Here is a 13,895-nt window from a genome sequence, read left to right on the forward strand (position 1 = left end):
CACCCAGGAGCATGTTGACACCGCAGAGGCTTTTAAGTAAATCCTCGTCAGGCAGTCTTCCAACTAGTTTAGAGCATTCATTTAGAGACCTTTACTGAGTTCATCAGGTTTCATGACATCCATTCTTTTTGTTCAGGAGCAACTATGACCATTGATGCTGGAAGAAAAACGGTTGGAGTAAACAGAACTGCCTCATCTGCGACTGATATTCAGCAAGCTTTGGCGCAAGCCGCCGCTGGGGTATCTCTACGATCGGTCACCAAAAAATACGGTTCTGTAATAGCCGTTGAAAACGTGACGCTCGACATTCCGGCTGGCAAATATTGTTGTCTTTTAGGCCCAAGTGGTTGCGGTAAAACGACTGTTCTGAGAATGATTGCTGGACACGAGGATTGCCGCGAATGCTGTGATTTTGCTAATGATTACGCTAATTTTGGTATCTGCTATTTTGCGTGTTGTTGATATTCGCAAAGAACTGTAAAGGAATTATGGAAAAGAAAAAACGCCCACTCTCCTATTACTTGCTGGCAGGTTTCTTTGGACTGTTTGTTCTGTTCCTTTACGGCCCGATGTCTGCCGTTTTCATCCTGTCATTGCAAGGCCCTGAAGGCAACTTAACCTTTCCTATGAAAGGGTTTAGCTTCATGTGGATGCAGTCTGTGTTTGAAGAACAACGGGTCGGAAACTTTACTGATGCTTTCTGGCGATCGCTCTGTTTAGGATTGATTGTCATGGTGTTGACCGTCATCTTCAGCGTTATGTCGGGAATGGCGTTTCGCAGCCGATTCAAAGGATCGAATTGGATTTTTTACCTCACCATTTCCAGCCTGATTGTTCCCAGCATTTTGATTTCATTAGGGATTGCGGTGGTGTTTAACTTAGTAGGTTTAGAAAGCGCCTGGTATACCTCAGCGTTGGGAGCGCATCTCACCTGGACTATCCCGTTTGCGTTCTTAATTATGTTAGGAATTTTTGGGCGGTTTAATCCAGCTTACGAAGAAGCCTCTCGTGACCTGGGTGCCAATGATGTTACTACATTCTGGCAAATTGTGTTTCCACTGATTGTCTCTAGTGTGGTGGGTGTGGCGTTCCTCAGTTTTACATTGTCCTACGACGAGTTTACGCGCACATCTCTGGCATCGGGTGACACCAATACGCTTCCCCTCGAAATTTTTGGCATGACTACCAATGTCACGTCTCCTGCCCTATATGCCTTGGGTACTCTGACCACGATTTTCTCGTTTGCACTGATTGGGCTTGCTCTATTAGTGATTACTTATCTGTCAAATCATCAGCGCAAGCCAAAGCGCGGATAGATATTCCATCCGATAATTTTCACCTATTAACTGGGCAATTGTTGTTAACACAGCTACCCTCACCCTAAATCCCTCTCCCCAAGGAGAGGGACTTTGAATTCTGGCTCCCCTCTCCTTGGGGAGAAGGGTTGGGGATGAGGGTCTTCTATTCAATTCCACCCAGCTATCGGGGAACTATTCGTTCGCGACTTCCTACACCAGGGTTAAATAAAGCTGCAAGTTCAGCCTCAGAAAGCTGATCGAGAGCGCTTTCTAACTCGTCTTCTGAGAAGTGATAGCCTTGATCGGCGGCAATCTGAACGAACGCGATCGGGTCGCTGGTTGCTTTCAATCTTGATTGCAGAGCCTGGTCTTTTTTAACCGCTTTAAAAAATTCTGCGGCATGATGTTGAGACATGGTTTCATCCCTTGTTTGCGATGACAGTCGGAGCCGAACCTAAACAAGATTTTTGCAGATGCATCGATAAAGTTGAAACAACCAACTTTGTGCAAAAAGCTTTTTAGACTCCTTAATCTCTAAGGTTAGAAGTAATTTCCCCAATTGTGAGAGATTCGACAGCAAAGTTTACGTAGGGGTATGGCATGCCGTGTCCCTACCGTTGGGTTAACGCGATGATTTCTTCAAAACAGAAGCGATCGACGAGATCGGTCAGCGCTTTAACGAGATGATCATAGGGTTCAGGAATTTGCTCAATCAGCAGCAAAATCTGCTTTGCATTAATGCGGAGTGCTGCCTGATGCAGTTGGTCGATCCATTCGATCGGCATCTCACTCAAGTCTGAAGGCGTAAGAGAAGGATCCGGGGATAACGCATTTTGACGATCGTCTGACTCGTCGGCATAAACATAGCGAACGCCCAAGTGTTCAGCCATCTTCTCAAAGATCACACTCGTCCGAAAGGGCTTACGCACAAAATCATCAAAGCCGACAGACAGAGCGGTTAAGCGATCTTCCTCAAAGGCGCTTCCGGTCAGCGCGATGATCACTGGGGCGGAATTATTGGCGGCTTTGATGTGCTGGGTTGCCTCAAATCCATTCATGACGGGCATTCTGAGATCCATCCAAATCAAGTCAGGTGCCCAGCTTTGCCAAAGTTCGATCGCCGCTTGTCCGTTTACCGCTTCTTGTAACTCAAACCCGATCGGAGCCAATAACTCGACTAACAGCCGTCGATTTTCTAATTTATCTTCAACAATTAGAATGCGATAGTGAGGCTGTCCTGCTGCTAGGCTGACGACTTGCCGACTGGGAGTAAAGGTGGGCAAGACCTCTAGAATTGCAGGGTGAGTTGGAATCGCAAACGTAAAGATCGAACCTTCTCCTAACGTGCTCTTCACCGTTAAATCTCCGCCCATCAGCCGCACAAATCGCTGACTGATCGGCAACCCCAAGCCTGTGCCTTCTTGAGCTTTTTGACCCGCGTCTGTCTGCACAAACGGCTCAAATAAGGGGGCTGTGTCAGAGCCATTTTGGGGTGAAAGGTCAGCTTCAGCGATGCCACACCCGGTGTCTTCAACGCTAAAGCGCAGGATGATGGAGCGATCGGGCGCAGTTTGGTCGGTGGTGACTCGCAGCGTTACGCTTCCAATCTGCGTAAATTTAATGGCGTTACCTAACAGATTGACTAAAATCTGGCGTAACTTGCTCTCATCCATGCAGATATATTGAGGAACCTCGTCGGAGCGATCTAGAACGAGTTCTAACCCTCGCGATCGAGCTTTGAGATCAAACATTTGACGCAGCCGATCGAGGAGTTCGTAAAAGTCAAAGTTTGTTTCATTCAGAGTCACGCGACCCGCTTCAATTTTAGACATTTCCAACACGTCATTAATTAAAGTCAGCAGGTCTTCGCCACTGCGATTAATTGTGTCTAGATAATCTTGCTGTTGAGGGTTGAGCGATCGATGCCGCAACAGCAATTGAGTAAAGCCGAGAATAATGTTCAGCGGCGTGCGAAGTTCGTGGCTCATGTTTGAGAGAAACTGGCTTTTAGCAAGGTTGGCAGCATCGGCAGATTCTTTGGCTTGTTTGAGTGCCGCCTCGGTTTTTTTGAGCTTGCTAATATCACGAGCGACCCACAGCACTGCATCGTCTGACAACGGCGCGACGCTGGCTAGAAACCAGGTTTCTTGATGACCGATCGAGAGATGATATTCAACAAAAATATTTTTGCGAGTGCTATCAGAAGCATTAGGCTGCTTTCGGAGATGTAACGCTTGCTGAATTGCATCTGTGATTGTGTTTGCAACCGATTCAGATAAAACTTCATGAACAGTTTTACCAATTAGATCGACATCAGACGTATAAGTGAAGGATTGCGTTTGCATATACTTCAGATAACGCCCCTTTGCATCGAAAACCACTACGATATCGGTCATCGCTGCAAACATCAGCCGGAGTTCTGCTTCAGACATTTTCAACGCCGCCTCTGCTTTTTGGCGATCGCTGATTTCTTGCTGAAGCAGCGAATTTTTTTCGCCCAATTCAGTGGTTCGCTGCTCAACCCGGTCTTCTAATTCCTCATTGGTTCGCGCCAGGGCTGAGAAAGACTCGCGCAATTGCTGCGCCATTTGGTTAAAGGACTGAGCCAACCCATTTAACTCAGTGGTGCTAGTGACCGAGACGGTTTGGTCTAAATCTCCGGCGGCGATCGCTTTAGCTGCGCTTCCTAACCGCAGAATGGGTTGGGAAATCAAGCGAGCGGTCAAAATGCCCAGAGCAGTTGCTAGGGCAAACGCGATCAGACACAGCACGATCGTGGTGCGAGTGTTGGCATTGATCTGATCCATGAAATCCCGTTCTGGAACCACCACGACGATCAGCCAATCTAACCCCTGAACTGTTTTAAGCGGCACAACTTGTAAAAATTGCCGATCACCGTCGAGATCAAAATCTAGTTGTTGAGTCTGATCAATTTGCGGCAAGTCTCCAAAGCGTTGTTGTAAATATTTGGCAGTGCGTCGCGTCAAGCTATCGCTGCTTTCGGTGGCTTTGACCCGAATCGGAGTCTGCTGATTGATCGGCGCAGTCGGGTTTTGAATCACAAAGGGTTGTTGAGTCGCAGAGCTGCCGACGAGTAACCCGGTGCGACGTTCGAGGATAAATGTTTCGCCCGATCGTCCAATTTTGAGACTGCGGAGAAATTGACTGATTCCCGTCAGTGAGAAATCTACGGCAGCCACGCCTAACAGCTTGCGACGATCGTCATAGATCGGCAAGCTGGCATTCAACACATATTGAGGTGTGGCAAACAGTTTATAGATTCCGCCCCAGTTTGCGGTTCCCGACTTGACCGCAGATTGATACCAGGGGCGAGTCCGAGGATCATAGTTAGACTTAGATCTTAAGAGTTTGGTGCGATGTCCTGGGCGATCGGCGGCATAGATCTTAACTGCGTGTCCTGTAGAATCACCTGATACTTTGACTTGAAAGCGACCATCTTCTGCTCTTTCTACCGCAACGTGTTCTCGATATTCTGACGCAACGTAAACGGCGGTCACGGTGTCAAAAGTTTCAAGTTGATACCAAAGGTGTTCTTCTAACGCTGCAAAATCTTGAGGGTTGACTTCACCCAGTCGAATCGCATCGGCATTGAGTTGATTAATTTTGTGAGGAGTCTCAACATAGGTTTGCAAATATTGTTGAATTCGAGCCGTGATTTCGCTCCGCAGTTGTACGGCGACCTCATTGACTGCCTGTTGCCCATTGCGAATCGATAGCCACCCGATCAGCCCAACCGCTAACGAAATTTGCAGGACAAACGGCACCACCAGAACGCGGCGTAGTGGCACACTTTTAGCAAGCTTTGAAAGCCGATGGGTGAGAGGACGCATACCCAAACTCCTCAAATTAAACGGGTGTTGTGTGGTGCGAATATTAGGGCGTGTTCTAACACCTTCTCGCTACGGTTTCATCTCGCCCGGAAATCAATTTCCAGGCTCATAGCTAAAACCCATTGAAATGGGTTGAACAGTCTCTCAGTCCGATTCATCGGACTTTTGCTATTAGCCCAGAAATTGATTTCTGGGTGGGTCAGCAACGAAGCTAAGGACTGTTAAAACAACCTAGCTTAAACATCTCTCAAATTCAATAAATTGTCCTGACCCAATCTAAGAGATGAACGATCGCAAACAAAATCACCTGTTTGAGTGAAACAAAGGCTAGGAAACTCTCTGTGTATGACTTATTGCTTATTTTTTGAAGTGCGATAAGAATTATTTTGGTCGTCTAAAAGTAATGTTTCTTTACGATATCAACTCATTCTCGATCGCTGCTCTTAAGATCAATCCAAGCACGTTCTATAGATCGATCGTCGTATCTATCGTGTGGTCTTAATTTCATATCTATCACAGTTAACACCGCTTGTTGTAGCCTCTGTTAGCAGTCGTGTGATAATTAATACTTCGCCTAATTCTGCCAGACATTATGCAGTGCATCCCATCAGTCAAGGGAGACATCCTAATCGTAGACGACACTTTAGACAATCTTCGGCTACTGTCAGCCATGCTTGCTGATCAGGGATACGAAGTTCGGAGTGTTACCAACGGTGCGATCGCGCTGATTGGAATGCAAGCTCAACCGCCCGATCTGGTTCTGCTCGACATCAATATGCCTGGAATGACTGGATACGAAGTGTGTCAGCACCTCAAGTCCGATTCCCAAATGCAGGAAATTCCGGTTATTTTTATCAGTGCGTTGAATGAGGCCCTTGATAAGGTGCATGCCTTCTCGGTTGGAGGCGTTGACTTTATTACCAAACCCTTTCAGATTGAGGAGGTTTTGGTGCGGATCGAGCATCAACTCAAGCTTTGCCGCCTACAACTGCAACTGCAAGATCAAAATCGGCGATTGCAGCACACAGAAGCCGAACTCCGACGATCGCTCGACCAAGAACGATCGCTCAATCAACGCATTGAGGAAATGGCGGCAATCGAGGAACGCAATCGCATCGCCCGTGACATTCACGACTCGCTGGGGCATTCTCTCGTTGCGCTGAATGTGCAAATGGAGACGGCTTTAGCTCTCTGGGATGTAGACCACAATCGGGCACGATCGCTATTAGCCGAAGCGAAACAACTGGGTTCTGAAGCCCTGCAAGCCGTGCGTGAATCGGTTTCCGCCATTCGGGCCGATCCCCTTCAAGGACAATTGCTCGAAGCGGCGATCGTCAACCTAGCTGAAGAGTTTTATCACCTGACTGATGTATTGCCAGAGTGCCAAATTGATTTGTCACATCCCCTTTCGAGCGCGGTCAATCAGGTCGTTTATCGCATCATTCAAGAGGGACTGACCAATATCTGCAAACACGCCGAAGCGACGATCGTTCAGATCCAGATTCAAACCACGGCTGAAGGATTATCGCTGACGCTTCAAGACAACGGCAAAGGCTTTCAGACCAATCAACTGCGATCGGGATATGGACTTCAAGGAATGCAAGAACGATCGGCAGCAATGGGCGGACAGCTAGAAATTGTCAGCGAACTAGGCGCAGGTTGTCAGATCACCGCTTACTTTTTAAGGGGCGATCGGGCTGTGAATGATTAAATCTTTGGGGCGTTGCAGAACGACGAGTTTTTTCGCTGCCTTGTCAGCGGCTTCTGCCCCCTAAATCCCCCATTCTGGGGGACTTTGAACCGGAAGTCTTGGCTCTAAGTCCCCAAATTTTGGAGGATTTAGGTAGCTCTTCCGAATTCACAACCGGAGCAACCCACTTCTGTCGAACTGACGTTAACTCCTAGCAAAATCAGCCGGGTCTTGGTCTCGCCGATGTTGAGTCGGTAACAGCGGACTCTGACGATCGCCCACCAGAGCAGCGGTTTTCTCTAGAGATTCCCGCAGTCGCTTGGCGGCATAGATGGACATATCGCGGGGCACATTGATGCGATCGCGCAAATATCGCAGGGCAAGATCAGACCCTGACGGTGGCATACAGGCTTCACCCGTCATCATTTGAGTGAGGGCACACCGCAGAGCTTCGTCTATTAAAGGGTCATCAGCAGGGTTGACTCGAACAATATTGGCTCGGTGCTTGATCACGCGGTGTAGTGCTTCAGCACGAGAGGTTTCTGGTTCTGGATACGTGACATCGGGTAGCCCATCCCAGGGGCCGTGATCTACGCGGTCTTGGTTGAGTTGCGTTTGCGGCTCACTGTTCTCCCAGCAGCCTCCCATTTGCGGCGGCAAATCATGCACATGGGTATGAAAGTCGCTCTGAGTGCCCCGATAGGTGGGGCGGCTTTCCATCGCCGCAAACCAGGCAGCCAAGCCAGGATTGTCTTCTCGCAGAGAGTAGCCCTTGTAGTAGAACAAACTAGCATTCATGCGTTCAACATAGGGCGTGAAGATCACATCGGCAGTGCCAAACTCATCGAGGAAGTAAGGACTTGGAGTGCGATCGAGCGCTTCCTCGACCTTCGCGACCACGCTAATGAACTGATCGCGGTGACGCTGCTCTTCTCGCGACGAACCTGCCCGCCGACAAAGCCAGGCACACCAGGCTCTAAAGAGCAGTCGCTCTAGCCGTCGCAAGGGAAGGACAGCGGGATCTTCCATGCCCGCACCTAAAGCACCAAAGACTTGTTCTAAGGCAATCAAAATGTCATCGCTTTCGGTGATGATGCGATCGTCTAGCGCGATCGCGGGCAGCATCCCTGATGGCACTTTGCGCCTGTACCAGCTTTCTTTTTCCCCGTAGCAGAACATGGTGACTTTTTCGATGCGGTAGGGGATTTGTTTCTCCTCTAGCCACAGCCAAATTTTCTGGCAATAGGGGCACCAGGCGTGGTTATCGCGGTAGAGTGTCACCCGCACAGCGGCTTCAGTTTGACCAAATAAGCGTAAGTGGGCTTGGGCGTTGGTGGCACCGTTGACGGGATCGATTTGAAAGTCTGTGAGGGCTGCGAGTTCTGTCCAACTTAGGGGGGCGATCGTCATGGGTCTCTATGATCTCAGCGTTAGTGGCTCATCCCTCATTGTGACGGATTTTGTCGGCAGGTTTTTCGAGGTTGAAGCCCAACGATCAACGCATTTAGAAATCTATGCAGATCAATACCCGGCTGCTCTACTTTCAGATAAAATTTCCTGCAAAAGATTACAAGTCATCTTGTTAAACTGCTTTGAAGGCTTGCTGTCGCATAGGAATTTGAATCACAAACTCTGCTCCCTCTCCCAGTCTTGAAGAGCAAGTAAGCTTGCCACCATGTTTTTCTGTGACGATTTGATAGCTGATCGCCATTCCCATTCCCGTTCCTTTACCAACAGGTTTTGTGGTGAAAAATGGATTGAAGATCTGGTGTTGAATCGATTCGGGAATCCCGGTTCCACTGTCGGCGATCGCAATTTGTGTCCAGTGTGAATTCACCGCAGAGGTACGAATCGTAATGCGAGTGGGGCTACTCTGAATCTCTTGATACGGTTTTTTTGAATTGAGTTCTTCGAGGGCGTCGATCGCATTCGCCAAAATATTCATGAATACTTGGTTGAGTTGTCCGGGGTAGCATTCGATTAAGGGCAGATTGCCATAATCTCGAATGACTGCGATCTCTGGGCGTTCTGGTCTAGCTTTTAAGCGGTGTTGCAAAATCAGTAGCGTGCTGTCAATGCCTTCATGGATATCTGTCGCTTTGAATTCGGCTTCATCCATCCGCGAAAAGTTGCGGAGCGACAAGACAATTTGACGGATGCGATCGGTGCCGATTTTCATCGAACTGAGGAGTTTGGGCAAATCGTCCTGCAAAAACTTCAGGTCAATCTCTTCGGCTTCTGTGGTGATTTCAGAGATCGGATTAGGATAATGCTTTTGGTACAGTTGCACAAAATTTAGTAGGTTGTCCGCATAGTCCTGTACATGAGTCAAGTTACCGTGAATGAAGTTGACCGGATTGTTGATCTCATGGGCAACGCCTGCCACTCATTGCCCTAAGCTCGACATTTTTTCGCTTTGCACAATTTGAACTTGAGATTGACGCAGTTTTTCTAGAAGCTCTCGCAACTGGCTGTTTTTACCACTAAGTTCTTGGGTTCTTTCCTCAACTTTTTGTTCTAAGGTTTGGTTATAAGCAGCGAGCTGATCATTGGCAATCTGTTGTTGCGTTAATAGCTGTTTAACGGAATGAATTAGGTGATTAAAAGACTGGGCAAGAACTCCAACTTCGTCGTCGCTCTCCACAGCAGCTTTTAGGTCAAAGTTTGACTCTTTGGAAGTATTTCCACTTCGTTACGCGTGTGCTTTTGTCTCTGCGAGGCCTGTTGGCGATATTGATTGCCAATACCAAAGCCCACGATCGTGCCTGAGACTGCGATACCCAGCGCAAGTGCATATCCTAAACTGATCTTCTGCCCGACTTTCAAACGAGATAACCATCGAAGAGCGGTGATCTTGGGCATACATTTTTCCCGGCTTTTAGAATGTTCTGTAAGCTCAAGATTCCCTTTATGCGTTGTAAGTAAACAGTTTTCTCATGTATACCAATCCCGAACCAGTCGTGAGAAGCAGAATAGTTTTGCCCCCTAGCCCCAAAATCAAGCAATCAGGCTTCTATGTTTTTCCTCTGTTGTATGAAACCACCCTATTAAGCATGGGGTCAGGGAATAGTTCGCTAGTGACTCTGCTAGGCTTGATCGTTGGTGTACATTTGCATCACTTCTGTTTATAAAATGTGATTATGATATGGCTCCAGCTAATACTTCTGATGATGTTTGCTCTTGTGTCGAGAACACTGCCGAAGTTGAGCGAGTCAACGCTTGAGATTTATCTTGATGTGGTTCTAGAAGTGCATCCATCACTGCTTGGAATATTCTAGAATCGCTGGGAATTCGCTTGTGTCGTAAAACGTTAATTTGAACACTGCGATCGACCACCCACTGCGATCGACTGATCGGCATTGTCAACACGTCAAAGGGCGACCAAATTGCAGTGAAGTTAAGGTGTTTCAGCATTTCAGATCGCTGGTTTAATTGCTTCAAGAAAGCGCTATTTGGACGAAGTTGCTGGCAGCCTGCATTGTTGCGAAGATAAGCGCACCAGGAACCTGCATGAGGCGTTGAAAGCGTAATCAATCTTTGGACTCGATCGATTCCACCGAGATTCTGAATGTAATACTGACCCACAATTCCGCCCATGCTATAGCCAACAATATCGATCGCTTGCCTCGGCGCAAATGTCTGAGCAATATAGTCAGCAACCTGCTCTGCTAAATACTCTAGCTTCGCTCCACCATCATTAGGAACAAGGTCTAAGCTGTAAACCTTCCAGCCTGACTCCATTAGATCGGGTAACATTCTCCGAAAAGCGCATCTGCTGCCATCAAGTCCGTGAATGAGGAGTATGGGATTGCGGCGATCGAACTGACGAGTGCAAGTTGACATATTAAACAGTCGCTGAGTCAATGAATTGAAAGGATTAATCAAGGTGGTTTAATAGCGACAGTAGCAACTAGACTTTGAGAACCTGTCGCAGCATAACGTATTCAATGAAACTACAGTAAGTCTATCGATTTTGTGTAGTATACTAAGATCAAGGTATCATAACGATTTTTGAAAAGCAGGTAATCTAAGATATATTTTGATGTCAGATTTAATAATTTCTTAATATATGTTCAAGTGATCTGGAAGGTAGTGTTTGCCGATCGTGTCATAAAGCGTCATCTTGTCATCTCGGTTCAGTTATGGAGTTTGTTGTGCTGCTCGATCGACATAAGCGCTATTCACCAACGTGGGAACACAATCACTTACCTCTAATTCGGTTGCCAGATCAACATCTTGCTCAAATCTCTTCTCGATTAATTCTTTGCCAGAACTACAGCGTTTGAGAAGTGATTTCAAGTTTGATTGAGCAGTTTGATAAGCTGCAATTGCAGCCTGTGCCTCTGGAGACAAATTTCCTTTGAGATGACTGAGAATTGCCCCTGCCCCAACCCAGTCCTCAAAAGAAGGGCGAAGGCTGCCATCCTGCCATTTCTCTCCAGCCGGGATCACAGAGATACGCTTGCCATAAGTTGTGGCAGTCGCCGCGATCGCTCGACTATTTCTCAAGCAGCCAGCTAGAGTTGGAGTCTTGCCCGTTTTTAAGCTGAGCGTGGAACCGTTGGGCGAGGGCAGCACCAATCGAGTGTTGTTTGCAACCTGAGCCAGGGATGCCGGGGAAAGTTCATAACGACTACCACTGTTGCGTCTATCTGCGAGTTCTGCATTTATTGAGGTGGCAAAATCTTGAGCAGAATGATCTTTCCATAGATAGGGAAAGACGATTGCGCCTCGGCTATTGGCGATTTCAACACAGGTTGAGAACGAGAGAACGTCTATGATAATCACAACATCACTAATCGGCGCTAATTGTGCAACGCCTTGTTCTCCCCATTCGCACCGGATTTCAAACTCAGATTGGTCGAAAATCATAGAGTACTCCTGTCAATTTAATGCCTAGCAAAACACTTTCTCGCGCGGTTCTATTCGATTTAGACGGAACACTGACTGATCCTAAGCCTGGAATCACTCGCTGCATTCAATATGCGTTGTCTAAACTCGGTTACACTCCACCTCATGCTGAAGATTTGTGTTGGTGTATCGGCCCTCCGCTCCAGCAGAGTTTTGCAGAGCTATTGCAGACTTCAGATCGGGCGATCGTCGATCGTGCGTTGTCTTTCTACCGCGATCGCTTCTCTACGATCGGACTGTTTGAAAACACGCTCTATCCTCAGATTCCAGAGATTCTACAATCGTTTCGTGTTGATGGTTTTCGGGCGTTTGTTGTAACTTCAAAACCACACATTTACGCGACCCGCATTATTGATCATTTCGCATTGTCGTCATGGTTCGATCGTGTTTACGGCAGTGAATTAGATGGAACTCACAGTAACAAAGGCGATTTGATTCATTATGTTTTACAAACAGAACAAATCGTATCAACTGATGCGGTAATGATTGGCGACCGTAAACATGACATGATTGGCGCAAAACAGAATAGTGTTTGCGCGATCGGAGTTACTTACGGCTATGGAACAGCGTCAGAGTTAACCATTCACGGGGCTGACTTCATTGTTAATTCTCCGCATCATCTTCCAGCGTTAATTGAGACGATCCTTGGGATTCTGGATTAAGCAAAGTGGGATAGCCGTCCCACTGTCTCTGTGTAGGCAAGATGCCTACTCCACAAGATTTATATCTTATTTAATTCACACCCGATCTAACGCAGATAGCAATGTGTCTACACTAGCATTGTGATTAAGAAACGAAAACAAATGCTTATAGCGGAGAATGCCTTGACGATCGAGCAAAAACTGAGCAGGTAACGGTGCGCCCAGCGCTTGACCCGTCTGATAATCGCGAAACACGCGACAGCTAGAATCGCTCAACAAAGGCATTTTTAGCCCCAAATCTTGAACAACTTTTTTGCTTTGCTGGGGGTCAGTGCTTGTGATCATCAACACGTCTGCCCCACGATCGACAAACTGCTGATACTGTTCGTTGAGGGCTTTAATGTGAGGAAAGCAAAACGGGCAATATTGCTTTTCAGTAAAGATGCGAGTAAAGGCAAGAATCACAGGACGATCGTTTTTATAATCAGACAGTTTAATTTGACGATCGTGGGTGATGTCAGATAACTCAAACCCAGGAGTCACTAAACCCAACGCTAACCGATTGGTTGCCGGAATCGGAAAGAGATTATTCAAAAAACGCCGATTAAATAAACCGCTAAAGTCAGTGAAAGTCAACATATAACACCTTTTTCTCAAAAAATAGTGGACAGTAGCCATTGACTACCATCCACTTACTTATATTAACGATCGACTACACGGCTGCGAAAAATTCTTTTGACTTCACAGGGTCAGGGTTCATCGTCTTGTCACCAGGTTGCCAACCTACGGGGCAGACTTCATCGGGGTGAGACTGCACATATTGAATTGCTTGCAAAGTGCGGAGGGTTTCATCAACGCTGCGCCCAAACGACAAATTGTTAACCGTTGAGTGTTGAATAACGCCGTCTTTATCGATGATAAACAGACCGCGCAATGCAACGCCCTCATTTGAGTCGAGCACGTTATAAGCAAGGCTGATTTCTTTCTTGATGTCAGACACGAGAGGATAGTTGAGGTCGCCAACACCGCCCGATTTACGATCGCTCTGAATCCAAGCTAGGTGCGAAAATGCACTATCGACAGACACCCCTAAAATCTCGGTGCCGATGGCGCTAAAGTCTTGATGGCGATCGCTAAATGCCGTGATCTCAGTCGGGCAAACGAAGGTAAAGTCTAAAGGGTAAAAGAACAAAACCACATATTTGCCGCGATAGTCAGACAGCTTGATGTCCTTGAATTCTTGATCGACGACAGCCGTTGCTGTAAATTCGGGAGCGGGTTGACCGACCCGTAGACATCCTTCGTTGGCATGGGTCATGGGAAAAATTCTCCTTAGCAGTAGGTCTACTGTCTCAAAGTGAGACTACAGATTCAATACGAACTGTAACAACTATATCATAGTCATAACGATTTTGACTAAAGGCCCCAGCAGGGGTAAAAAAGCGACGAAGGAGCCGAAAAAATAGGCTTCAGCGATAGAAAATACGGTAGAAGTTCATCCTGA

14 protein-coding genes are annotated in these 13,895 nt (G+C 47.2%); 4 read left to right on the forward strand and 10 right to left on the reverse strand.

The window, feature by feature from the left end; genetic code table 11:
• Nucleotides 1-144 precede the first annotated feature (144 nt).
• Entirely contained in the window at nt 145-462 is a 318-nt protein-coding gene (locus tag C7B65_RS08655; protein WP_083582839.1) for an ATP-binding cassette domain-containing protein, read from the forward strand.
• 26 nt (nt 463-488) lie between these two features.
• The gene (locus C7B65_RS08660) at nt 489-1,316 is read left to right on the forward strand and encodes an ABC transporter permease (protein WP_073070837.1); all 828 of its coding nucleotides are present in this window, start codon (nt 489-491) and stop codon (nt 1,314-1,316) included.
• A gap of 163 nt (nt 1,317-1,479) precedes the next feature.
• Here the strand turns inward: C7B65_RS08660 and C7B65_RS08665 are convergent, their stop codons facing one another.
• Together C7B65_RS08665 and C7B65_RS08670 are read right to left on the reverse strand one after the other, a co-directional pair.
• Nucleotides 1,480-1,713, reverse strand: coding sequence for a Nif11-like leader peptide family natural product precursor (locus C7B65_RS08665; protein ID WP_073070836.1), 234 nt, complete (start codon nt 1,711-1,713; stop codon nt 1,480-1,482).
• Between the two features lie 196 nt (nt 1,714-1,909).
• Entirely contained in the window at nt 1,910-5,149 is a 3,240-nt protein-coding gene (locus tag C7B65_RS08670; RefSeq protein ID WP_073070834.1) for a hybrid sensor histidine kinase/response regulator, read from the reverse strand.
• A 592-nt stretch (nt 5,150-5,741) separates the two neighbouring features.
• Between C7B65_RS08670 and C7B65_RS08675 the strand changes: the two genes are divergently transcribed.
• A complete protein-coding gene (locus C7B65_RS08675) occupies nt 5,742-6,860 on the forward strand; it encodes an ATP-binding response regulator (RefSeq protein WP_073070832.1) in 1,119 nt (372 codons plus the stop codon).
• Nucleotides 6,861-7,043: 183 nt separating this feature from the next.
• Here C7B65_RS08675 and C7B65_RS08680 read toward each other — a convergent pair whose 3' ends face one another.
• From C7B65_RS08680 to C7B65_RS08700, 6 genes are all read right to left on the reverse strand, one after another.
• A complete protein-coding gene (locus C7B65_RS08680; RefSeq protein WP_073070831.1) occupies nt 7,044-8,249 on the reverse strand; it encodes a glutathione S-transferase family protein in 1,206 nt (401 codons plus the stop codon).
• Between the two features lie 172 nt (nt 8,250-8,421).
• Nucleotides 8,422-9,225 carry a sensor histidine kinase gene (locus C7B65_RS08685; protein WP_073070829.1) on the reverse strand — a complete coding sequence of 268 codons (804 nt, stop codon included), beginning with the start codon at nt 9,223-9,225 and terminating at the stop codon, nt 8,422-8,424.
• Nucleotides 9,226-9,483, reverse strand: a complete 258-nt coding sequence (locus C7B65_RS29460; protein WP_073070827.1) for a hypothetical protein — start codon at nt 9,481-9,483, stop codon at nt 9,226-9,228.
• 8 nt (nt 9,484-9,491) lie between these two features.
• Complete coding sequence (locus C7B65_RS08690) at nt 9,492-9,701, reverse strand: hypothetical protein (protein ID WP_073070826.1); 210 nt, start codon at nt 9,699-9,701, stop codon at nt 9,492-9,494.
• A 276-nt stretch (nt 9,702-9,977) separates the two neighbouring features.
• Nucleotides 9,978-10,682, reverse strand: coding sequence for an esterase/lipase family protein (locus C7B65_RS08695; RefSeq protein ID WP_073070824.1), 705 nt, complete (start codon nt 10,680-10,682; stop codon nt 9,978-9,980).
• A 297-nt stretch (nt 10,683-10,979) separates the two neighbouring features.
• Nucleotides 10,980-11,711, reverse strand: a complete 732-nt coding sequence (locus C7B65_RS08700; protein ID WP_073070822.1) for a 2-phosphosulfolactate phosphatase — start codon at nt 11,709-11,711, stop codon at nt 10,980-10,982.
• Nucleotides 11,712-11,731: 20 nt separating this feature from the next.
• Here C7B65_RS08700 and C7B65_RS08705 point away from each other — a divergent pair, with 20 nt between their 5' ends.
• Complete coding sequence (locus C7B65_RS08705; RefSeq protein ID WP_073070821.1) at nt 11,732-12,412, forward strand: HAD family hydrolase; 681 nt, start codon at nt 11,732-11,734, stop codon at nt 12,410-12,412.
• A 75-nt stretch (nt 12,413-12,487) separates the two neighbouring features.
• Here C7B65_RS08705 and C7B65_RS08710 read toward each other — a convergent pair whose 3' ends face one another.
• Complete coding sequence (locus C7B65_RS08710; protein ID WP_073070819.1) at nt 12,488-13,030, reverse strand: peroxiredoxin family protein; 543 nt, start codon at nt 13,028-13,030, stop codon at nt 12,488-12,490.
• Between the two features lie 73 nt (nt 13,031-13,103).
• A complete protein-coding gene (locus C7B65_RS08715) occupies nt 13,104-13,709 on the reverse strand; it encodes a peroxiredoxin (RefSeq protein ID WP_073070817.1) in 606 nt (201 codons plus the stop codon).
• Nucleotides 13,710-13,895 lie beyond the last annotated feature (186 nt).

The organism is Phormidesmis priestleyi ULC007 (assembly GCF_003003695.1).
Taxonomy (GTDB): Bacteria; Cyanobacteriota; Cyanobacteriia; order Leptolyngbyales; family Leptolyngbyaceae; genus Phormidesmis_A; species Phormidesmis_A priestleyi_A.

What these genes read in the sequence shown, in the direction of transcription:
- C7B65_RS08655 (WP_083582839.1), top strand. Translation starts at nt 145, where the DNA reads ATGACCATTGATGCTGGAAGAAAAACGGTTGGAGTAAACAGAACTGCC.
- C7B65_RS08690 (WP_073070826.1), bottom strand. Translation starts at nt 9,701, where the DNA reads ATGCCCAAGATCACCGCTCTTCGATGGTTATCTCGTTTGAAAGTCGGG.
- C7B65_RS08670 (WP_073070834.1), bottom strand. Translation starts at nt 5,149, where the DNA reads ATGCGTCCTCTCACCCATCGGCTTTCAAAGCTTGCTAAAAGTGTGCCA.
- C7B65_RS08705 (WP_073070821.1), top strand. Translation starts at nt 11,732, where the DNA reads ATGCCTAGCAAAACACTTTCTCGCGCGGTTCTATTCGATTTAGACGGA.
- C7B65_RS08715 (WP_073070817.1), bottom strand. Translation starts at nt 13,709, where the DNA reads ATGACCCATGCCAACGAAGGATGTCTACGGGTCGGTCAACCCGCTCCC.
- C7B65_RS08680 (WP_073070831.1), bottom strand. Translation starts at nt 8,249, where the DNA reads ATGACGATCGCCCCCCTAAGTTGGACAGAACTCGCAGCCCTCACAGAC.
- C7B65_RS08675 (WP_073070832.1), top strand. Translation starts at nt 5,742, where the DNA reads ATGCAGTGCATCCCATCAGTCAAGGGAGACATCCTAATCGTAGACGAC.
- C7B65_RS08700 (WP_073070822.1), bottom strand. Translation starts at nt 11,711, where the DNA reads ATGATTTTCGACCAATCTGAGTTTGAAATCCGGTGCGAATGGGGAGAA.
- C7B65_RS08660 (WP_073070837.1), top strand. Translation starts at nt 489, where the DNA reads ATGGAAAAGAAAAAACGCCCACTCTCCTATTACTTGCTGGCAGGTTTC.
- C7B65_RS08710 (WP_073070819.1), bottom strand. Translation starts at nt 13,030, where the DNA reads ATGTTGACTTTCACTGACTTTAGCGGTTTATTTAATCGGCGTTTTTTG.
- C7B65_RS08695 (WP_073070824.1), bottom strand. Translation starts at nt 10,682, where the DNA reads ATGTCAACTTGCACTCGTCAGTTCGATCGCCGCAATCCCATACTCCTC.
- C7B65_RS08665 (WP_073070836.1), bottom strand. Translation starts at nt 1,713, where the DNA reads ATGTCTCAACATCATGCCGCAGAATTTTTTAAAGCGGTTAAAAAAGAC.